Here is a 19,385-nt window from a genome sequence, read left to right on the forward strand (position 1 = left end):
TATGAATTTTACCTATCCGCCATTACCACTTGAAGCCTGGGAAGACAGCAAAATAACCCTTCATTTGTATCTTCAGATCGTCGGTAAGATCATGCTTGACATGAATGTGCGGAAGAATCACTGGTGGCATATGACCTTCAAGTTCACCGACCGGGGATTAACGACTGGACCCGTCCCCTATTCAGAAGGTTATTTTACGATTCTTTTTGACCTTGTAAATCATCAGCTAAGAATTACCACCAGCACAAACGGGACAGTGGCATTCGCTCTTCATGATGGATTGTCAGTGGCGTTTTTCCATGATAAGCTGTTTGCTTCACTCCATTCATTAAATATCAACCCAACAATTGTGGGTGTACCGTTTGATCATCCATGCAAGGAGCCATTTGATGTTTGCACCACCCATCATCACTACGATAAGAAATATATACAGCGCTACTGGGAAGTACTACGGCATATCGCCTATGTATTTGAGAAGTTTTCCGGCGAATTTTCGGGTAAAGTGTCTCCTGTGCAGCTCTACTGGCACCATATGGATCTCGCCGTTGCACGATTTAATGGCAACGAGGCACCAGCCATGCCTGAAACTGCACGCATTTCTGACAGGGATGCCTATTCACATGAAGTGATCAGCGCTGGATTCTGGGCGGGAGATGAGCAGGTGCGGGGCGCTGCTTTCTACAGTTATACCTACCCTTCACCCGACGGCTTAGAAAAGGAGCCTGTTTCACCCGCTGAGGCCGCCTGGGATATGTCGTCAGGCTCACCTATGGCGGTTCTGATGTACGACGATCTGATTCGGTATGAGAATACAGATGCCATATTGCTTGACTTTCTGAGATCGACGTATCGGGCGGGAGCCAAACTTGCCGGATGGCCCGTAAAACAGCTTGAATATACCCCTCCGGCATAAATCCACACCTCCTTTTTACCGTTTACATAAAAGGGGCGGAATATCAGAAAAATCACATACAAAAGCGCTGGTAATTTGTTCATCTTTACATAAAGCGATGAGGATTTTATGAAATATTTGCCATTTCTCGGTCTGTGCTGTGCCCTGATCTTCAGCGGTTGCAGTAAAGAAAAACCTACAGTTTCCCGATCACAGGGGTCATCGGGCGGATTGGCTGTAGAATATTTTATAGCCCGGCCCACTTACTTTCAAAGCACCGTTTCAACCACGGCGGAAATCATTCCTTCTGAGGCGGTTATGCTGCGTGCTCCTGTTTCCGGAACAGTTCTGGCTATTAATTTCAGGGAAGGCAGCTATGTACAGAAAGGCCAGTCGATTATTCAGCTGGACGACAGGGCATGGAAAGCGCAAATCAGCGGACTGGCGGCAGAACTGAATCGGTTAAAAAGTGACCTTGAAAGAAAGCGTATTCTGCTGAAAGTTGAAGGAGCTACACAGCAGGAGGTCGATGTAATTGTCGCAGAAATGGCCTCAATAGAAGCACAGATGGAAGAACTGCGGGTGAATATTCAACTTGCTAATGTTTCAGCCCCTTTTAGCGGACAGGTGGGATTGCGTGATTTCAGTGTGGGCTCATACATGGGCCAGGGTGACGAAATTACCACACTCGCCGATGTTCAGTCACTCAAGGTTGAATTCAACCTGCCGGAACGTTACCAGGATGAAGTGAGTTTGAATATGGACCTGAGTGTTATCGCTGATACCGATACGTTCCCTGCCTCCATATATGCCATTGATCCGATCATTAATCCCGAATCAAGAACACTGCGAGCGAGAGCACGTATCTCGAACCAGGACAAAGGATCACTACGGCCCGGAGTTTTTGCAACTGTGATTTTACCAACCCAGGTATCGGAAAGTGCTCTGCTGGTGCCTACACAGGTAGTGGTGCCGGAAATAAATGTACAAACAGTGTATATAGCCAGGAATGGAACAGCCATTCGGAGGGAAGTTGAACTGGCTGGCCGGAATTCGGACATGGTCCAGATAGTTTCGGGCATTTCGCCCGGAGATACGGTCATCACGACCGGTTTATTGCAGGTGAAGGACGGTTTACCCGTTTCGCTGGTTAAAGGTACAAATACATTAGCGCCATGACCCTATCAGAATTAAGTGTTAACAGGCCTGTGTTGGCGACGGTATTCGCCATTGTCATCGTCCTGCTGGGTACCGTAGGATATTTCTCCCTGGGTGTTCGTGAATATCCCAGCGTGGACCCACCCGTAGTTACGGTATCAACCACATATGTGGGTGCGAATGCTGAAATCATTGAAAATCAGATTACTGAACCACTGGAGGAATCCATCAATCAGGTTCCAGGAATTAAAAACTTAAGTTCCGTGAGCACTGACGGACGGAGTACAATAACTGTTGAGTTTCTTACCGATATCGATCTGAATAATGCTGCCAATGATGTGCGCGATAAAGTTTCACAAGCGGTTCGCAGTCTCCCGCCCGATACGGAACCACCTATCGTAAGCAAGTCAGATGCCGATTCACAATATATCTTCGGTGTATCCATACAAAGCGACCGGCGCGACCTGCTGGAGCTTACACGTATTGCAGATAAACTGTTCAAAGAACGATTGGAGACCATCAACGGTGTTTCTTCCGTAGGGATCTGGGGGGATAAGGAGTATGCAATGCGCATCAAACTGGATCCGGTAAAAATGCGTGCCCTGCGCGTAACACCACTTGACGTACGGAATGCGGTGAACCAGCAAAACATTGAGCTTCCGAGTGGCCGACTCGAAGGAAGTGAAACAGAACTCTCTGTTCGCACCGTTGGCCGGCTGAATACCCCGGAAGACTTTAATAATATGGTTATCTCCGACAGGGGTTATACGTTAATCCGCCTAAAGGATGTGGGTGAAGCAAAGCTCGAACCTGCCTCATTGCGTTCGGTTCTGCGAGGGAACGGCGTGATCCCGATGTTAGGCGTGGTTCTCCAGACACAACCCGGATCTAACTATATTGAAATTGTTGATGAGGCATTTCGCCGTATCGAGCAAATTAAGAAGGATTTGCCTGCGGACATCCAGCTGGATGTATCCTGGGATACCACCACCCCTATTCGTAAGGCATTGAAAGAAGTTCGTGAAACGATATTTCTTGCTTTCGGACTGGTTGTACTGGTGATCTTCTTTTTCCTCCGAAACTGGCGCACAACACTCATTCCCGTTATACTGATCCCAATTTCACTGATCGGAAGTATGGCTGTATTGTATGCAGTGGGCTTTTCCATCAATATATTGACGTTACTCGGACTGGTACTCGCAACGGGTTTGGTTGTGGATGATGCGATCGTGGTAATGGAAAACATTTACTCTAAGATTGAAGATGGGATGAATCCCGTAAAGGCAGCTATGGAAGGTTCACGCGAGGTATTCTTCGCAGTAATTGCCACTTCGATTTCCTTGGTGTGTGTATTTCTGCCCATTTTTTTCCTGGGCGGACTTACGGGGCGGCTTTTCCGTGAATTTGCTATGGTGGTCGTGGGATGCATTGTAATCTCCACTTTCATAACCCTGTCGCTTACCCCGATGATGAGCTCAAAAATGCTTAAGAAAAGCAAGCAGAAGCTCAAAATTCAACAGGCGCTGGGGAATTTCGTAAAACAGCTAAGCCGGCGTTACGGCTACACACTCAAAAGGTTTATGAAAAACCGCTGGATTGCATTCCCGGTTGTGGCGGTTCTGGCTGGTGGAATTTACTTCCTTGCCCAGTTCATTCCTTCGGAACTTGCGCCACTGGAAGATAAAGCGCGTTTCAGAGTTGTATCCACCGCACCCGAAGGGACATCATATGACGCGATGGATGCCTACCAGATACAGCTCATGCAATTACTGGATTCTTTGCCGGAGCGGGAAAATCTGTTGGGATTAACGGCTCCGTCCTACGGAAGTTCAACTTCTGCCAATACATCTTTTGTGCGCGTTGCTCTCACCCCTCCGGAGGATCGTGAACGTTCACAAATGGAAATTGTGGCCGACGTTAATGCCCGGCTTAGAAATTACAACTTTGCCCAGTCATTCGTCATTCAGGAGCCCACGATCAGCGCAAGCCGTGGTGCCGGAGGAAGTCTGCCTGTACAAGTTGTTCTTCAGGCGCCGGATTTCGAACAACTGCGGGATAAAATACCCACATTCCTGGAAAGAGCCCGACAAAGCCCTGTCTTTGAGGTTGTTACAATGGACCTTAAGTTTAACAAGCCGGAATATAAGATTGAGATCAACCGTGATAAGGCCCTGGGAATGGGCATCAGTGTGGCGGATATTTCACAGACATTGCAGACATACCTCTCAGAACAGCGGATCGGTTATTTTGTAAAAGATGGCAAGCAATACTATGTGATTGCCGAGGCGGAGATGATGAACAGAAATGAGCCTATGGACCTTCGTAATATGAGTGTCCGGAATAATATGGGCGACATGATTTCTCTCGATAACCTGGTGCAAATGGAATTAGTCAGCCGCCCTCCCAGCCTTTTAAGGTATAATCGATATTCATCTGCGACGGTATCAGCCTCGCCAGCTGCTGGATACTCTATTGCCGATGGAATTGAAGAAATGGAATCCCTGGCAGATGAAGTACTGGGTGAAGCGTTCAGTACCGAACTGGCAGGAAGTTCATCTGATTTCCAGGAAAGCTCTGCCGATATCGTGCTGGTATTTGTTTTTGCCCTCACGCTCGTATATCTCACGCTTGCCGGTCAGTTCGAAAGTTTCCGCGACCCGTTAACCATTATGTTCACCGTGCCCCTGGCGCTGGCCGGTGCAATGTTGTCGCTGTATTTCTTCGGACATACCCTGAACATTTTCAGTCAGATCGGTATGATCGTACTTATCGGTATTGTAACAAAGAATGGTATACTCATCGTTGAATTTGCCAATCAGAAACGCGATGCCGGCATGAGCCGATACTACGCTGCCATTGAGGCCGCGGAGCAGCGTTTCAGGCCGATCCTGATGACCAGTCTTTCTACGGTATTGGGTGTATTGCCCATTGCACTTGCATTGGGAGAATCATCGACCAGCCGTATACCTATGGGAATTGCGATCATTGGCGGACTGCTCTTTTCATTATTACTCACATTGTATATTATCCCGGCGGTTTACTCGTTCCTGGCCAGTTCTGCACCGAGAAATTTAGAGGAAAAGACAAATGCATAGATTCCTTCTCCTGATCCTGTTTTGCCTGTCAATTTCAGCCGGCGCACAACCGCTTGAATTTTTTATTCAGGAAACACTTGAAGCTAATTACGATATCCGGATCGTACGTGTTGAATCGGATATTGCCGCCAACAACAATACTCCTGGCAATGCGGGCTTTCTTCCGGTGATTGATGCCGGTGGCCAATACCAGATTAGTGAAAATAATACGGTTCAGAATTTCTTCGACGGATCAACACGAGAAGGAGCCGGCGCACGAAATACCGGTCTTAACGGAGATATAAGCCTCAACTGGACACTGTTCGATGGCTTTCGAATGTTTGCCAATCAGGACAGGTTTGGATATCTCGAATCTATCGGGCGTTCAAACGTTCGCTTTTTCATCGATCAAACCGTGGCAGACCTGACGGCCGTCTATTATCAGATCGTAAAGGAATACCGTGTTCTTGATATCCTCGAGTCCTCCCTCGAGGTATCCCGATACCGGTTCAGACTGGAAAATGCAAGAAAGCAAGTGGGCGCAGGAACCGCTCTTGATTACAACCAGGCCCTCGTTGATTACAGGAGCGACAGCAGCCTGATCATCCAGCAGAAGGGACTTATCCGTCAGCTGGAAGTAGAACTCAACCGGATATCAAACCGGAACCTTGATGATTCATTACAGCACACCAACGATATACCGCTCGAGATGAATCTTCCATCGCGCGAACAAATGGAAGCACTTGCTATGGAGAACAATCAGAATCTGGAAATTTCCCGCTTGAATGAACTCATTGCAGAATCTGATATCCGCATTGCACAATCCGACCGATACCCCACGGTAAATCTGTTCGGAAATTATACCTATAACCGGTCTACAAGTGAAATTGGATTCGTGGAATCCAACCGGAGCTATGGGCCCCAGGTGGGAGTCCGCATCCGGATGAACCTCTATAACGGCGGGAATATTAATCGTGAGATTCGCAATGCGCAAATGCAGCGTAATGTGGCCGGACTCAACCGCGAGGCGGCAGAACTGAATATTCGCGCGGAAATCTATCAGCAAATGATCATTTATCAGGCTTTGATCCAAAGGTTGGCCATAGCCGATGAAAATGTCATCTCTGCCGGCAGGGCACTTGATGTCGCAAGGGCCCAGCTGAATGAAGGGGCCATCAACGGGGTTGATTTCCGGGTCGTACAGCTTACACTCATCAACGTGCGTAACAACCGCGAACAGGCCCTCTTTACCTTGAAGGCAGTAGAGATAAATTTACTTCGCCTTATGGGCCGCGTTGCCAATTACTTCATGTAACTATTCTGAGCGGAGAGCAAACCGCCTAAAATTCCAACATCAGCGTCCAGATATAACCCCGGTTCACCACAGAAGTGATGTGGGACATCCCGGCACCCAGTACTTTCCGGATACTTAACTGCGAATATCACATCCCAAGGGTATCGAGATGTTTTACCTTATGGTAGGTTAAAGCTGCCTTAATGCATGATTTCAATTCCCTCACCGGAATCTGATCGTTCAAAGCAAAAACGATTGCCCTGCTCCCTTCATATCTGAAGGTATTCCCGAAAACTGTTTTAAAAGTTTCCACCAGCCTGCTCGTGCATTTAAAGTAGATCGCATACTGATCCGGAGATCTGGGCTTCCAGTCCATCCGAATGGTAGAACCATGTTTGGTAAGATAGGAAGGCTCCCCCCATTTCAGCGTTTCTTCAAGCCTTGCAATTCCTTCTGTTTCGCGAGCTGCCTGGAATACCAGTTCTCTCAGAATGCCCATCTTTTTTCGGATGTGGTCAGGATAGCTGTCAAAAATTCGCTCTACCTCCGGGCTCGTATTAATTTCCAACTGTTCCATGATATCACAAAGGCTTATTTTTTCAATTCAATACGGATCAGCCGCAACAGTTCATTGATGGAGGCACTGATCTCAACAAGATAATTTCTGCCAGTTGAAAAAATGCCAAAGATATCCTTGCTCTCATTGGTGAGCTCAACATAGTGTTCCCTGAAGAGATCAGGATCAGCATGACTCAGAATGACAAAATCCGGGTTGTACTCACCAATAAAACCAATCTTCTGACGAAGTACCGGACCAAGTTGATAGTGGTATTTATGATCAATGATCGCATCCACATTTTCATACCGCTTGTATTGAAAATCATACAGGTTTATCAACAATTCCTTTATTCGCGCTGATTTCAAAAGATCGATGCCATCATTCGAAACGATAAGATCATAGACCCCTGTCTTTGGAAAAAAACTCAGTGAAGCACTTGCAATATGTGTAACGAAAAGATCCAGGCTGTCCCTGTTTATTTGCAGTTGGTTTGATCCACTTAAAATTAACTTTCTGTGGACTTCAAGGCTTTGGGTCTGAATACGAATTATGTTTTCCACTTCAGCAGAATCCTGCTCTAACGATGTAAGCAGATTTGCATACACATCCCTGGCCATCAGTTGCGCTTTCCTGCCTTCATTCCAGTTATTGATGGACAGGGCGATAAGAATCCCAATCACTACCAGCACAACCTCGCCAATCGCGTATACAAGATACCTGCCAAAGGGCGTGGCAGGTTTTCCTAACCTGCTTTCTGACAGTAAACGTTGTCGGATTTTTCGGAAGAATTGAATCATGTTAAAAGAAGCCGCTGAATGTGAGGATGGTACAAATGCCCAGGAATAAAAGACTTACGATCATCAATATATCCGCTTTCTTTCGAACAGCAAATCGTATTCCGATGACCAGGAAAACGATCTGTGCCAGGAGAAGTGGGATCGAAAGTAATTCTCCCAGCACGGAAATCAGCTGAAAATCAAGCTGAAAATAATAGGCCAGGTAAATCAGGACAAAATATAGAACGATACCAAAATTAATAAGGGTGAGCTTGCGCTGATCTGTCATATCTTGGTATTGTTACGAGACAAAATGAACTGATTAATGGTGATAATATAAACATTCTACCCGGTAATGAAATGGACATTACTCCATTTCATATTGCTTCAGTATACTTTTAAAGATAAGGTCGCCTCCCAGGCCGTCCGCTTCAAGTCAATGCTATCTCTATCGTCTTTCTAATATAATTAAATCGTAGTTACCTTAACGAAGCGGACACTTCCACATGCTCCATATCACAGGGCAAAGAAGAAGACAAATGATGCCAGGCAAACGATATTTTCTTACTGCTATAATAGTTTATCCATGTTAAGCAGGAAGGTATTTGGGGAATTAACTTTGACCATTTTCAATTACCGAAATTATTTCTTTGGCCAGTAAAATGGTCTTTGAATAAAACTGCGCCAGCCTGATTGCCTGATATCTTCTGCCATTCACCATAATCTCCAGTCTTTTGTCAGCGATAACACTTGCCAAATCAATATTATCAACGGGTCTCGGATCATCCACATAAAAATTCGCCTGGCTGGGCCAGGGATTCGTTTTATTGTAGATCCAGTAGTAATTTTCCTTCACATAGGGCTCAAACATCGTTTTTATTTCTGCATTCGCATTTATCTCCCGGCTTTCCAGCTGCTCTATATGCCTGTAATACTCCAGGATTTTGGTTTGCAGGTTTTCTTCAATATAGGACAGACCATTGGAATTCAGCAGTGCCCCTATTCCACTGTCATTCACCTCAATGTTGCGTTCATACATGAGATAGATCAAATACTTCTGAATATTATTATCCGGCGGTATTTTCGTTTTGAACTGATCTAAAAATATGCTTGAAAATTTCATGGCACTATCGGTTTCTGCCAAAAGCATTTCCGCCTGAGCAACATCATCAAGAAGGTTGAGATTGATTGTGGACAGGTGTTGTTTAGCCTGTTGAAGATTATTTCGTTCCGTATTCCAGTTGTTAATAGACAAGGCGATCAGGATCCCAATTACTACAAGGACGATCTCGCCCATGGCATATTTAATATACCGGCCTGGCCGGTAGGAAGGCGTGTCGGTTTTGTTTTTATCCATAAGGTGATATCTGAATTTTCTGAAAAAGTTTATCATTGATTAGTTATTGATCCGGATAAATAACAGCTCATTTACGAAATTTCTATTTTGGATTAATAGTTACGATAACTCTTTGATACCTTGATAGCTGAGGCTCCCCTTTATCAGTTACTTTCAAAATGAAATGAGCCGTTTTCTGCTCACGTACTTCAGGTGCTGTGAAATATGCCTTGTACACATTTTCTGCTCCGTTAACCTTTATCGGTTCTTTATACGTGCCGGCCTCAGCATAATTAAACCACAAAAAGCTCAGGTTATCACCATCAGGGTCATATGATTCAAAAGCATCCAGAATAAAACCAGCGCCTGACTCCACCGATATGCGGGCAGGATGAGATAAGACCGGGACCGGCGGGTGATTTGCTTGCTCAACGGACATGATACACCAATCCATCCTGGCGGCAAAATCATGTTGAAAATCATCTCTCCAGCGCCAAAGTGTAGCTTTGAAATCCAGAAATGTTAGTGTGTCCTGTTTTAAAGACCTGCCATATTCATTGTCAATATAAGGTTGATAAAAATCCACCGCATTTGTCCAAATATCCCTTGTTTCAGGAGCAATGGTGACTATTGAACTTCCATCCTTCATTGTTGAAAAGTCAGGTTTATAGAGTTCATATCGACCTCCCCACCCACCCCATTCAGGATGTTCTGAATCATTAAGTCCATTTTGAATCAAGGAAAGGAACGCCGGTGTATCACCCTCTACTCCCCAGGCGACATCCGGATAGGCAGCACCGAGAGGGCCATGATTTTGCTGTATATTCATCGCTAACCAGCTATTGCTGATAGTAGTATTATCTATACCCTGAATATAACTATTGATGCCCGTCCAGGTCGCACTACCATAATCATCTCCCGGACTCACGATGTAAAACAAGTCAGGGAAATTATCCCGTATCCAGATACCGCTGTCATCCTGATCTGAAATGGTATAAACCCGCAGTTTGGAAATAAGTCTGTCGGCCTCTTTTTTACTTTTGGTCTTGTTTATCTTATGCAACGCCTGGGCAAGGGTATTCACTCCGCCCCATGTTGAGATCCATAAAGGCCGATCGTCGTCATCCTCAAGAGTTTGAATAATCCACTCCGACCCTTCAGAATCCATACCCTCACCGACCCCATTCATACCATATATCGGTAAGCCACTCTTGATCAACATAGATAATTCCTTTGCATCCGGAAACCCCGGCTCGTGTTTTAAAAGGTTTGGCTGAACCTTGCCGTAAGCGTCGATTACTTTTTGGATGGACTCAGGGTGAATCGCTGAAGTTTGCCAACAGGAAGTTGTAGCAATGATACCTTTAATATCGATCTGGTTGGAGTATAAAAACAGCCGAACCAGCGACTGAGTATCATCAGGATCTGCCTCAATGTCTGTGAGTATTATAACCCTGTTATTTTTGGAGGTTTGCCCGACTAAGTAGTGGACATTCAGGAACAGGAAAAGACAGAAAATGGCGGTTTTTATCATTACGCATCAATTGGGATAATCAAAAGCAGAACCGATGATTAGTCAACTCGGTCATAATTAATTCGAAAACATTTCAAAAAAGGCCTCAGTATCCCTGATATCCTGTAACCCTAAAATCCAGCAAACCTCCGATAAATCAGAAAAATCGAGACCCCCGGCCGCTATGGCCTCATTATTATATCTACCCTCTTTTCCGTTATATTGGTTTGACAAATCAATGGCCAGCTGCCAGATACCCCTAAGGCCTGGATCCGATAGTATATCCATGAGTTTGTTGTAATCCGGGGACCGGAATCCGGGTGTACCGTTACCCACAGCGTTGCCATCCGGAATTTTATGATAATCGGCGTTTTCCTTCACGAACTTCAGTTTTTCCGGTGAAGTGACTTCTTCATTCCAATCACTGTGCTGCACCACATGAATCCGTTTTCGGGTATTAATTCCGGGTAAATCAGAATGGAGTCTTCGGACAAGCATTGCCGTAAAATCAGACTGCCCTGCATCCGCGATCCAGATATCTCCCTTCTCATCCAGTGTTTTAATAACTACTGACATCACCTCATCAACAGCCGCATTCACATTTTCATGCGCATCGGTCCAGTTATCTCCAAAAGCCAATTGAAATAATGAATTAGGCGGCACGTATAGTCCGTCCTGAATCCCATACGTACCGGCAACTGCATGATATTGAATATCTGAATAATCAGGGTGATTAAGTAAGGTGACAAGAGCCGCTGCCGACTGAAGGTCATCCACATCGGTCTTGCAATCAAACTGTACCAACAGCAGATCCCTTTTCCGATCAAAATTTTTGGACAGATTGGACTTCATACCAACAGTGAAACAACAGATGAAAATCACTGTAACTGTAAAGAGGTTTCTAAATTTCATTGTTCACTTTTTTATTCCAACTGATCTATCGAAGCGATGATAGATTTTGAGGACTCGATTAAATCACTATAAAATTTCTGTAGTGCTACGCACTGGTAATATCGCGAAACAAGTTGTGACTCCAGGGTTTTATCTTTTAAAAACTTATCGGCATCCATCATATACACAGGCCGCGGATCATTCGCGTAATATGATTTTACAAAATCCCAGTCATTGTCAGATTGGAAAATATCTGCATACTCGTTGTTAATATAAGTCTCGTATTTAGTTTGGATCTGTGTATTGGATATATGTTCCCGCTCCTTCGTTTTTTCGATCAGCGCATAGTGATCAAGTATGGCTGTACGTAAATCAATATCCAGGGAAGGCATCTCATTCGATTGGGTAATGGTTTCAATGGCATTGGTATTCGGACTGAACTGAAATTCCTGAACCAGCGTAATCAGATATCTCTTTACGTTATTATTTACCGGAATCAGGGTCTTAATCTGGAGCATTAAGGAATCTGCACACTGAATATTTACAGTCATATTCTGCTTAAGGCTTTCCAGTTGAGTCTGATCCTCCTGCAGATTTTGCCTGAGAATTTCGAGGTGACTTTTTATGGACCTTTCGATCTTCTTTTGCTCATTCCAGTTGTTGATTTGGAGGGCAATCAGGATACCGATGACAACCAGGATAATTTCACCAAGGGCATATTTTAAATACTTTCCGGATTTGCCATCTGAAAGCAATTGCTGGCGGATCTTTCTGAAGAATTTTATCACTTTCTGCTAAATTGACTTTGCATATCCCGCATTCTGACAAGGTTATATTCTTCTGTTAGAATACAGTTGGTATACGCCTCTATTATTTCTTTTGCTTTTTGCTCCGAACCCGCAAGCTTAACCACACCATTCCACCATTTTGTCTCTATATCGGCATTTGGCTCACTTAATTGCTGCGGGCCATCCTTGAGGTGCAAATAGGCGATATGATCCCATTCACCCATATCAGACTCAAATGTAAGTACGAGTCTTCCCGATATTTCATTGGCTCTGTAAAGGTATTCCTGGAGCAGTCTCCGCGCCTCCATTGCTTTCCCCGGTTTGAATTTGACATATTTGGCCTGAAACCAGTCATAATTCTGAAAGCCCTCCTGATCCTGGGAAAATGCGGCAAATGTGAGAAATACAAAAAGAACGGGAATGAGTTTTTTCATTGAAAATGTATCGTTTGAAAATCAGGGTTTATTCGCCTGATTATTTAATTTTTAAATTACTGACAATCACATGAAATCCATCAGGATCCTGAATCATTATTCCATTGTCATTCCAGTATGGATTCCTGGCTTTCAGCTTTTCAATATTATTCGCCTCAATTTGATGAATTATCTCATCATATTCTTCCTGATGCGTGGGATAAAACACTAATATATCCTCCGCATCAAATTTATGTTCAGCCTTGTCCCCGGAGGTAGTGAACTCCAGATGCCAGTCATGCCCTTCCTTGCCAAGGAATACACCACTATAGCTGTTATGATCTTCAAAGGAAAACAGGACGGTGAGACCCATAACATTCGTATAAAAATTTTTGATCCGCCCTAAGTTATCCGTATGTCGTGCACTTCTAAATTCCATAACCTTTTTATTGTTTAAAATTGCTCCTGATAAAAGCCCAATACCAGTCCATTGGGTTCCTGAATATAAAAACTTCTGTGCCCCCAGGGCTGATCAATGATCTCCTGAATAAATGGAAGTTCTTTTTCCTTATAGATGCCGAATAATTCATCAATATTCGAAACCTGGATTCCGGTAAAAACACCCTGAGGTACGCGATAGTCGAGTGCAATATGATTATTTTGAGGATTTTCAGGCCGTTGCAGAATTTCGATGACACCCTGTCCTATCTTAAAAAGTGCTCCTTTATCATCATCACTTCGGTCCCATGAATGCTCCAGGGCAAAGCCCAATTTGTTCTCGTAGAAATCAAAGGTCTCCGGGTATTTATCAGTAAAGTACGTAAATCGGAAAATTCCTTCATTTTGTTTCATGATACCTCCTTCAAATCATGATTGGTTTTTGTAAATGACGGGACCCTGTGTTTTTGCTCGTAATCAAATTCATGCCGGATCTTATTGTCTACGATGCATCATCCCTTTTGCTCTGACTAAGTCGTGCTCCAATTCCTGCTCCCAATGCCACTCCTATGCCTATCCATGTTCCAATATTATCCAACGCAACACCTATCGCACTGCCAATCGCAATTCCAATGGCCATCCCAATTCCCATTTGTTTTTTGTCCCTCATAATATTGAAGTAAAGATCCCTATTATTCATTTTTCATCAAACCAACGGAATATACACAATACCCCTGTATTTTTAAATCGCACAAGGGGTTATCCTGGAAAAGAGAAGGTACTGATGAGAAAACAGATGGGTGGCTACTTACGGTCTGCCCAGCCGTTCAGGGTTTTAGAGCGGTCGAGCCATGGGGTTTCCTCAGGTGTTTCCTTGGGCCGTTTGCCAACAACAGACTGAATCCAGCGAATCAGTTTCTTAAGCATGTCTGTAGTAGTAGTCAATAGTACAAGTTATAACACATTTTACTATAAAAAGATCACGGTTTCACCTGAATTTTTTCTTCCGGTCATTTAACGGTAACAGGTTGTCCGCCCCAATCCCCACATTGTTCCTATGTGGAGAATACTAAATTTCCTGTTGCTCGTTAGCCACTCAATTTCAGCTCAAACTGCCTGGATCAATGAATTTCATTATGATAACGCCGGCATTGATGCGCAGGAATTCATAGAAGTCATTGCCGGGGATTCAATAGCCAATCTAACTTTGTACCTGTACAACGGCGTCAACGGCCTGCCCTACGACAGCGCACTCCTGGATACGTTGTCGTGGCACCCGGTATCACCGGGCTTCAAAGCGACAGTCTGGTTTAAGCCGGGCATACAAAACGGACCGGATGGGTTTGCACTCTCAACTCCTTCGGGAGTGCTCGATATTCTCAGCTACGAAGGCGATTTTACTGGTTTAGGGGGGCCGGCAGCCGGACTTATATTTGAAGCTGTTTTGGTGTCGGAAACGGGGACCTCACCCCTGTCCTATTCCATTCAACGAACTGGTCCGGGAAGCCGCGGACCGCATTTTACATGGAAGTTCCAGTCAAATGCCTCGCCCGGAACCTTGAACAAAGATCAATGGTTAACCTTCGCTCCAACGTTGGTTTCATTTGGAAGTGACACGCTTTTCTTTGGAATCGTCCCATTTGGCACGAGTTCGTCTGTTCAGTCGTATGACTTTACCGCAGTGAATATTTCTTCCGATGTGTCGGTTTATCCTCCCCTCGGATATGAGATCTCTTTGTTTCCGGATTTTGCTGAATCGCATACGTTCCTGCTGCCCCTGATTTTATCTGCAACGACCGATTGCCTTCCTTACCAGCGTATTTATGTGCGCTTCAAACCGCCTTCTCCGGACGGCCTTAGCTATGATGATTTTGTGGTTCATGAAACCCCGGGGATTACCTCGCTGCAAATCGCTGTCAGGGGAACCGAAGGAATTCCTGAACTCCCCAACATGTGGATCAATGAATTTCACTACGACAATGTAAGTACAGACACGCTTGAATTTGTCGAAATCGTAATCCAGTATCCTGAAAGATATGATCTTAGTAAAGTACGATTGTCTCTTTACAATGGATCCAGTGGGCTTATGTATCGTTCCCTCGACCTGAATGATGCATGGGCAGGAGAAAAGGATGACCCTGGATTTCAACTTTTTGTGTTTCCCATTTCAGGGATACAGAACGGATCACCTGATGGTATTGCACTTTCCTTTGGTGAGTTCACCAGTGAATTTATTTCCTATGAGGGTGCTTTTACAGCGTCTGAAGGACCGGCAGCGGGCATTAATTCCTCGCCGCTATTGCCAGAAGAAAGCGGCGAAACACCTCCTTTATCATCCATTCAACGTATTGGAAAAGGTGATCATGCCGATAGCTTTGAATGGATACTGGTGCCCGGCAATCATACCATGGGTGAAGTGAACCTGCAACAGATTCTTCCGATACATTTGCTCTCCTATAATTTGCGGCGCATTAATGATTCTTCGGTGGAAATATCCTGGCAAACAACCACTGGTCCTGAAAATTTTGGATTTGTCCTCGAGTCATCGGAATCCGGAATCATCTTTGATTCACTATCTTTTATTCCGGCCACATCGGGAGGTTTTTATTCTCAGACAATCTCTTTGGCTTCCAACCTTCAATATATTCGTATTCGTCAGCTTAGTTTTAAGGGTAACTATGAAATTCTGCTGACCGACCGTGTGCCTGAAATAACCCCTGGGAAAAATGCTTCCCTTCTGATCGGAAAGAACCGTTACATTCTGAATTATCCTGGCACCGAACCCGGAAACGTGGTGATTGCTTTGTTGAACAGCCAGGCGCAACACCTTCGAACCCTGCATGATCGAATTGAAACAAATGAATTGAACCTTACCCATTGGCTTGCCGGATTACCTGCAGGCATGTATCTCATCCGGGTACGAAGCGATCATGCAACACAGACGATCAGGTTTATTATAGACTAGGCAATGCTACTTCCCCAAAAAGAAGTACCTTTGCGCCTTTAATGGAGATTCTATGATTGCAGTAAACAACTTATCGTTACAGTTTGGAAAACGCGTCCTGTTTGATGAAGTAAACATCAAATTCACCCAGGGAAATTGCTATGGCGTTATCGGTGCCAATGGCGCGGGGAAATCAACTTTTTTGAAAATACTCTCCGGCGAACAGGATCCAAATCGTGGTAATGTGAGCCTGGAGCCAGGAAAACGCATGGCAGTGCTGCGACAGAATCACTTTGCATATGATGAATTTTCGGTAATTAATACGGTCATGATGGGTCATGAGCGGCTATGGCAGATCATTCAGGAGAAAGATGCACTTTATAGCAAGCCCGATTTCTCAGAAGCCGACGGTGTAAGGGCCTCCGAACTTGAAGGTGAATTTGCAGAGCTTGACGGTTGGAACGCCGAATCGGACGCAGCGGCATTACTGAGTGGTTTGGGGATCGATGAATCACTTCATTATACCGACATGAAGGAATTAAGCGGACATCAGAAAGTTCGTGTATTGCTGGCCCAGGCGTTGTTCGGAAATCCGGATGTGCTCATATTGGATGAACCTACCAACGACCTTGATATCCACACCGTAACCTGGCTGGAAAATTTCCTGCTGGATTTTAAAAATACTGTGATCGTAGTATCTCACGACCGTCACTTCCTGGACACCGTTTGTACCCATATTGTAGATATCGACTTCAAAGAAGTTCGTTTATTCACGGGTAACTATAGCTTCTGGTACGAATCAAGTCAGCTGGCCCTGCAGCAACGGTCATCTGCCAATAAGAAAGCTGAGGAAAAGAAAAAAGAACTACAGGAATTTATCGCTCGTTTCTCAGCCAATGCGTCAAAGTCGAAACAGGCAACCAGCAGAAAGAAATTGCTTGATAAGCTCAATGTGGAAGAAATTAAACCCTCTTCAAGAAAATATCCGGCCATCATCTTCACTCAGAACCGTACTGCAGGTGACCAAATTCTGCAGGTGGAAGGCCTTACGAAATTTGGGGAAGAAAAGCCCTATTTCAAAAACCTGGATATTATGGTTAACAAGGGTGATAAGATCGCCATTATTTCAAAAGACAGTCAGGCAACTTCGGCCTTTTACAAAATTCTTGCTGAAGAAATCAAGCCGGATGCGGGCTCATTCCGTTTCGGTCAAACCATTACAACAGCGTATCTGCCAAATGACAATGAAAAATACTTCCAGTCAAATCATAACCTGATGGACTGGTTGCGCCAATATGCGGATGGCGAAGAAGCCGATGATGTATATATCCGCGGTTTCCTCGGTAAAATGTTGTTTTCCGGGGAAGAGGTTTTCAAGAAATCCACTGTACTCAGCGGAGGTGAGAAAGTACGTTGCATGATCTCACGAATGATGCTGAAAGGAGCAAACTTCCTGATGCTTGATGAGCCTACAAACCACCTGGACCTGGAATCCATTCAGGCATTTAATAACGCGCTGGCCGATTTCCCGGGTACGGTCATATTCACATCACATGATCATACCTTTACCCAGTCGGTTGCCAACAGGATCATTGAGATCGGCCCGAACGGATACCTTGATAAACTGATGTCATTTGATGACTATATCAATGATGAAGCAATCGAGGAACAGCGAAAGACACTTTATTCATCAAGTAAACTGGAGAAGAGCCTTTCATAACCATCCAGGGTGTTTTCTATGGAAAAATCAAGACGGGCAGTTTTATAACCGCCTTCTGCGAGTTTTTCCTGTAATTCCGGGTTTTCGCGTAGCAGCACAATCTTTTCAACAAGCGCATCAATATCTCGGTCGTTGAAGAGCAGACCGTTGCGACCATCTTTTACCAGGTCAAGATTACCTGCCGCTGCAGTTGCTATCACAGGAACTTTCATGAACATACTTTCCAAAAGGGATTGCGAGAGACCCTCCATCGTTGATGCCAATATCATGATGTCAAAAATGAGATAATAAGGCAATATGTCTTTGGCAGGAAGCCTGCCCTCGAAAAATATACGGTGGCCTTTCTCTTTTAATTTTTGAATATCAAAACCCGGAATTTCCTCAACGCCTACAAAGATCATGGTTACAGGATCATCAATTTGTGCGAGGGCCTGCAGGATTTGCAACTGGTTCTTAAGTCGGGAAACACAACCGATCACAAAATCGTCCGGATTGATATTCAGCCTCCTGCGTATATTTTCGGCTGCGTTTGTATCCACAGTATCGTATTTGGAGGCAGGGGTTCCGTTATAAACCACCGAAATATTTTTCGCTTTGATACCATCAGAAATCAGTGAATCACGTATGCCGTCGCTTACGGCCACAAACCGGTCGGCACCCCATTGGTACAGCCAGCTTTGTGGCCCCCCGATACTTTTGGAAACCTGTCTCCGCGTGAAGACAAGTTTTGATTTCATGCCAAAAATTTTTTTGGCTATCAGGCTGGTGTATCTGTCGAGCGAAGACTGGGCATTGACAATATCAATATCATAGGTATCCGTGATACTCTTCAGGTTGCGGGCATTCCTGAAGTCCAGCTTACCCCTAAAGACCATCGGAATCACTGTTACAGGCGAGTCTTCAAAGTAACCGGCCAGCAGGGCATCTGCCGGGCATCCAACATAGACTGCATGTCCCCTTTCCGCCAATCCCCGGGCAAGGTACGTTATAGACAGGGTTGATCCGGCAATACCACCCTGGTAGGTCAGCAGCAGAATATTCATAGTGCGAAGATACAATATCCTGAAGATTCATTGATTGATCTGACACATTCAGGTATTTTTAACATGACCATGACAGAAAAAAGAGAAACCGCACTTAAGCGTATCGAAGCAGTTTCCAAATTAATGGATTCGCAATTTGAAATCCCGGGAACAGGTATACGGTTCGGACTGGATCCAATCCTCGGGCTAATACCCTTCGCCGGAAGTTTGATTGGTTATTTGGTGGGCGCATACCTGGTGATTGAAATGTACAAGAACGGTGCGAGCGGAAAACTGGCAATTAAAATGATCGGTAACGTAATACTTGATGCAATATTTGGATCCATTCCATATGTGGGAATCATACCAGATGTCTGGTACAAGGCGAATATTCGAAATTTAAAACTGCTTAAAGAACACTACCAGGAAGGTAAACATACCGGCAGCGGATTCGGAATTATCATAACAATACTTGCAATCACACTCCTTTTGATCGGTTTACTGGTGTACGGAGTTGTCGCACTCATCAGCCTCCTTTTCAGTTCGCTGGACTCACTAAATATGTAA

The 19,385-nt window shown here is 44.7% G+C and carries 20 protein-coding genes; 7 read left to right on the forward strand and 13 right to left on the reverse strand.

Features of this window, described 5'->3' with window-relative positions:
- Position 1 precedes the first annotated feature (1 nt).
- The 4 genes from LDX50_RS07515 to LDX50_RS07530 all read left to right on the forward strand — a co-directional run bounded on the left by LDX50_RS07515 (position 2) and on the right by LDX50_RS07530 (position 6,439).
- Positions 2-913, forward strand: a complete 912-nt coding sequence (locus LDX50_RS07515) for a DUF5996 family protein (RefSeq protein ID WP_225697824.1) — start codon at positions 2-4, stop codon at positions 911-913.
- A 108-nt stretch (positions 914-1,021) separates the two neighbouring features.
- The gene (locus LDX50_RS07520) at positions 1,022-2,071 is read left to right on the forward strand and encodes an efflux RND transporter periplasmic adaptor subunit (RefSeq protein WP_225697825.1); all 1,050 of its coding nucleotides are present in this window, start codon (positions 1,022-1,024) and stop codon (positions 2,069-2,071) included.
- Complete coding sequence (locus LDX50_RS07525) at positions 2,068-5,145, forward strand: efflux RND transporter permease subunit (RefSeq protein WP_225697826.1); 3,078 nt, start codon at positions 2,068-2,070, stop codon at positions 5,143-5,145. The genes LDX50_RS07520 and LDX50_RS07525 overlap by 4 nt, the downstream gene beginning before the upstream one ends.
- The gene (locus tag LDX50_RS07530; RefSeq protein WP_225697827.1) at positions 5,138-6,439 is read left to right on the forward strand and encodes a TolC family protein; all 1,302 of its coding nucleotides are present in this window, start codon (positions 5,138-5,140) and stop codon (positions 6,437-6,439) included. The genes LDX50_RS07525 and LDX50_RS07530 overlap by 8 nt, the downstream gene beginning before the upstream one ends.
- Positions 6,440-6,566: 127 nt before the next feature.
- Here LDX50_RS07530 and LDX50_RS07535 read toward each other — a convergent pair whose 3' ends face one another.
- From LDX50_RS07535 to LDX50_RS30745, 12 genes are all read right to left on the reverse strand, one after another.
- A complete protein-coding gene (locus LDX50_RS07535) occupies positions 6,567-6,995 on the reverse strand; it encodes a DUF1801 domain-containing protein (protein ID WP_225697828.1) in 429 nt (142 codons plus the stop codon).
- Between the two features lie 14 nt (positions 6,996-7,009).
- A complete protein-coding gene (locus tag LDX50_RS07540; RefSeq protein ID WP_225697829.1) occupies positions 7,010-7,774 on the reverse strand; it encodes a DUF6090 family protein in 765 nt (254 codons plus the stop codon).
- A 1-nt stretch (position 7,775) separates the two neighbouring features.
- Positions 7,776-8,042 (reverse strand): hypothetical protein, encoded by a 267-nt coding sequence (locus LDX50_RS07545; protein WP_225697830.1) that lies wholly within the window; start codon positions 8,040-8,042, stop codon positions 7,776-7,778.
- A 324-nt stretch (positions 8,043-8,366) separates the two neighbouring features.
- Positions 8,367-9,110 (reverse strand): DUF6090 family protein, encoded by a 744-nt coding sequence (locus tag LDX50_RS07550; protein ID WP_225697831.1) that lies wholly within the window; start codon positions 9,108-9,110, stop codon positions 8,367-8,369.
- 82 nt (positions 9,111-9,192) lie between these two features.
- On the reverse strand, positions 9,193-10,623 hold the full coding sequence (locus tag LDX50_RS07555) for a DUF1593 domain-containing protein (RefSeq protein ID WP_225697832.1): 1,431 nt from the start codon (positions 10,621-10,623) through the stop codon (positions 9,193-9,195).
- Positions 10,624-10,680: 57 nt separating this feature from the next.
- The gene (locus LDX50_RS07560) at positions 10,681-11,514 is read right to left on the reverse strand and encodes a hypothetical protein (RefSeq protein ID WP_225697833.1); all 834 of its coding nucleotides are present in this window, start codon (positions 11,512-11,514) and stop codon (positions 10,681-10,683) included.
- An 11-nt stretch (positions 11,515-11,525) separates the two neighbouring features.
- Positions 11,526-12,281: a DUF6090 family protein gene (locus LDX50_RS07565; RefSeq protein WP_225697834.1), complete on the reverse strand. Its 756-nt coding sequence runs from the start codon at positions 12,279-12,281 to the stop codon at positions 11,526-11,528.
- Positions 12,278-12,715 carry a hypothetical protein gene (locus tag LDX50_RS07570; protein ID WP_225697835.1) on the reverse strand — a complete coding sequence of 146 codons (438 nt, stop codon included), beginning with the start codon at positions 12,713-12,715 and terminating at the stop codon, positions 12,278-12,280. Before LDX50_RS07570 ends, LDX50_RS07565 begins: the two co-directional genes overlap by 4 nt.
- 40 nt (positions 12,716-12,755) lie before the next feature.
- Positions 12,756-13,133 carry a VOC family protein gene (locus LDX50_RS07575; RefSeq protein WP_225697836.1) on the reverse strand — a complete coding sequence of 126 codons (378 nt, stop codon included), beginning with the start codon at positions 13,131-13,133 and terminating at the stop codon, positions 12,756-12,758.
- Positions 13,134-13,147: 14 nt separating this feature from the next.
- Positions 13,148-13,546, reverse strand: coding sequence for a VOC family protein (locus LDX50_RS07580; RefSeq protein ID WP_225697837.1), 399 nt, complete (start codon positions 13,544-13,546; stop codon positions 13,148-13,150).
- Positions 13,547-13,634: 88 nt separating this feature from the next.
- Positions 13,635-13,802, reverse strand: a complete 168-nt coding sequence (locus LDX50_RS07585) for a glycine zipper domain-containing protein (RefSeq protein ID WP_225697838.1) — start codon at positions 13,800-13,802, stop codon at positions 13,635-13,637.
- Between the two features lie 134 nt (positions 13,803-13,936).
- Positions 13,937-14,059 (reverse strand): hypothetical protein, encoded by a 123-nt coding sequence (locus LDX50_RS30745; RefSeq protein WP_255647353.1) that lies wholly within the window; start codon positions 14,057-14,059, stop codon positions 13,937-13,939.
- A 130-nt stretch (positions 14,060-14,189) separates the two neighbouring features.
- Here LDX50_RS30745 and LDX50_RS07590 point away from each other — a divergent pair, with 130 nt between their 5' ends.
- Complete coding sequence (locus tag LDX50_RS07590) at positions 14,190-16,097, forward strand: T9SS type A sorting domain-containing protein (RefSeq protein ID WP_225697839.1); 1,908 nt, start codon at positions 14,190-14,192, stop codon at positions 16,095-16,097.
- 52 nt (positions 16,098-16,149) lie between these two features.
- Positions 16,150-17,796: an ABC-F family ATP-binding cassette domain-containing protein gene (locus LDX50_RS07595; protein WP_225697840.1), complete on the forward strand. Its 1,647-nt coding sequence runs from the start codon at positions 16,150-16,152 to the stop codon at positions 17,794-17,796.
- Here the strand turns inward: LDX50_RS07595 and LDX50_RS07600 are convergent.
- A complete protein-coding gene (locus LDX50_RS07600) occupies positions 17,760-18,839 on the reverse strand; it encodes a glycosyltransferase family 4 protein (protein ID WP_225697841.1) in 1,080 nt (359 codons plus the stop codon). The genes LDX50_RS07595 and LDX50_RS07600 overlap by 37 nt on opposite strands.
- A 69-nt stretch (positions 18,840-18,908) precedes the next feature.
- Here LDX50_RS07600 and LDX50_RS07605 point away from each other — a divergent pair, with 69 nt between their 5' ends.
- Positions 18,909-19,385: a DUF4112 domain-containing protein gene (locus LDX50_RS07605; RefSeq protein WP_225697842.1), complete on the forward strand. Its 477-nt coding sequence runs from the start codon at positions 18,909-18,911 to the stop codon at positions 19,383-19,385.

It is taken from the genome of Fulvivirga sedimenti (genome assembly GCF_020328055.1).

Coding starts and splice junctions, on each gene's coding strand:
- LDX50_RS07515 (WP_225697824.1), top strand. CDS start 2: ATGAATTTTACCTATCCGCCATTACCACTTGAAGCCTGGGAAGACAGC.
- LDX50_RS07520 (WP_225697825.1), top strand. CDS start 1,022: ATGAAATATTTGCCATTTCTCGGTCTGTGCTGTGCCCTGATCTTCAGC.
- LDX50_RS07525 (WP_225697826.1), top strand. CDS start 2,068: ATGACCCTATCAGAATTAAGTGTTAACAGGCCTGTGTTGGCGACGGTA.
- LDX50_RS07530 (WP_225697827.1), top strand. CDS start 5,138: ATGCATAGATTCCTTCTCCTGATCCTGTTTTGCCTGTCAATTTCAGCC.
- LDX50_RS07535 (WP_225697828.1), bottom strand. CDS start 6,995: ATGGAACAGTTGGAAATTAATACGAGCCCGGAGGTAGAGCGAATTTTT.
- LDX50_RS07540 (WP_225697829.1), bottom strand. CDS start 7,774: ATGATTCAATTCTTCCGAAAAATCCGACAACGTTTACTGTCAGAAAGC.
- LDX50_RS07545 (WP_225697830.1), bottom strand. CDS start 8,042: ATGACAGATCAGCGCAAGCTCACCCTTATTAATTTTGGTATCGTTCTA.
- LDX50_RS07550 (WP_225697831.1), bottom strand. CDS start 9,110: ATGGATAAAAACAAAACCGACACGCCTTCCTACCGGCCAGGCCGGTAT.
- LDX50_RS07555 (WP_225697832.1), bottom strand. CDS start 10,623: ATGATAAAAACCGCCATTTTCTGTCTTTTCCTGTTCCTGAATGTCCAC.
- LDX50_RS07560 (WP_225697833.1), bottom strand. CDS start 11,514: ATGAAATTTAGAAACCTCTTTACAGTTACAGTGATTTTCATCTGTTGT.
- LDX50_RS07570 (WP_225697835.1), bottom strand. CDS start 12,715: ATGAAAAAACTCATTCCCGTTCTTTTTGTATTTCTCACATTTGCCGCA.
- LDX50_RS07575 (WP_225697836.1), bottom strand. CDS start 13,133: ATGGAATTTAGAAGTGCACGACATACGGATAACTTAGGGCGGATCAAA.
- LDX50_RS07580 (WP_225697837.1), bottom strand. CDS start 13,546: ATGAAACAAAATGAAGGAATTTTCCGATTTACGTACTTTACTGATAAA.
- LDX50_RS07585 (WP_225697838.1), bottom strand. CDS start 13,802: ATGAGGGACAAAAAACAAATGGGAATTGGGATGGCCATTGGAATTGCG.
- LDX50_RS30745 (WP_255647353.1), bottom strand. CDS start 14,059: ATGCTTAAGAAACTGATTCGCTGGATTCAGTCTGTTGTTGGCAAACGG.
- LDX50_RS07590 (WP_225697839.1), top strand. CDS start 14,190: ATGTGGAGAATACTAAATTTCCTGTTGCTCGTTAGCCACTCAATTTCA.
- LDX50_RS07595 (WP_225697840.1), top strand. CDS start 16,150: ATGATTGCAGTAAACAACTTATCGTTACAGTTTGGAAAACGCGTCCTG.
- LDX50_RS07600 (WP_225697841.1), bottom strand. CDS start 18,839: ATGAATATTCTGCTGCTGACCTACCAGGGTGGTATTGCCGGATCAACC.
- LDX50_RS07605 (WP_225697842.1), top strand. CDS start 18,909: ATGACAGAAAAAAGAGAAACCGCACTTAAGCGTATCGAAGCAGTTTCC.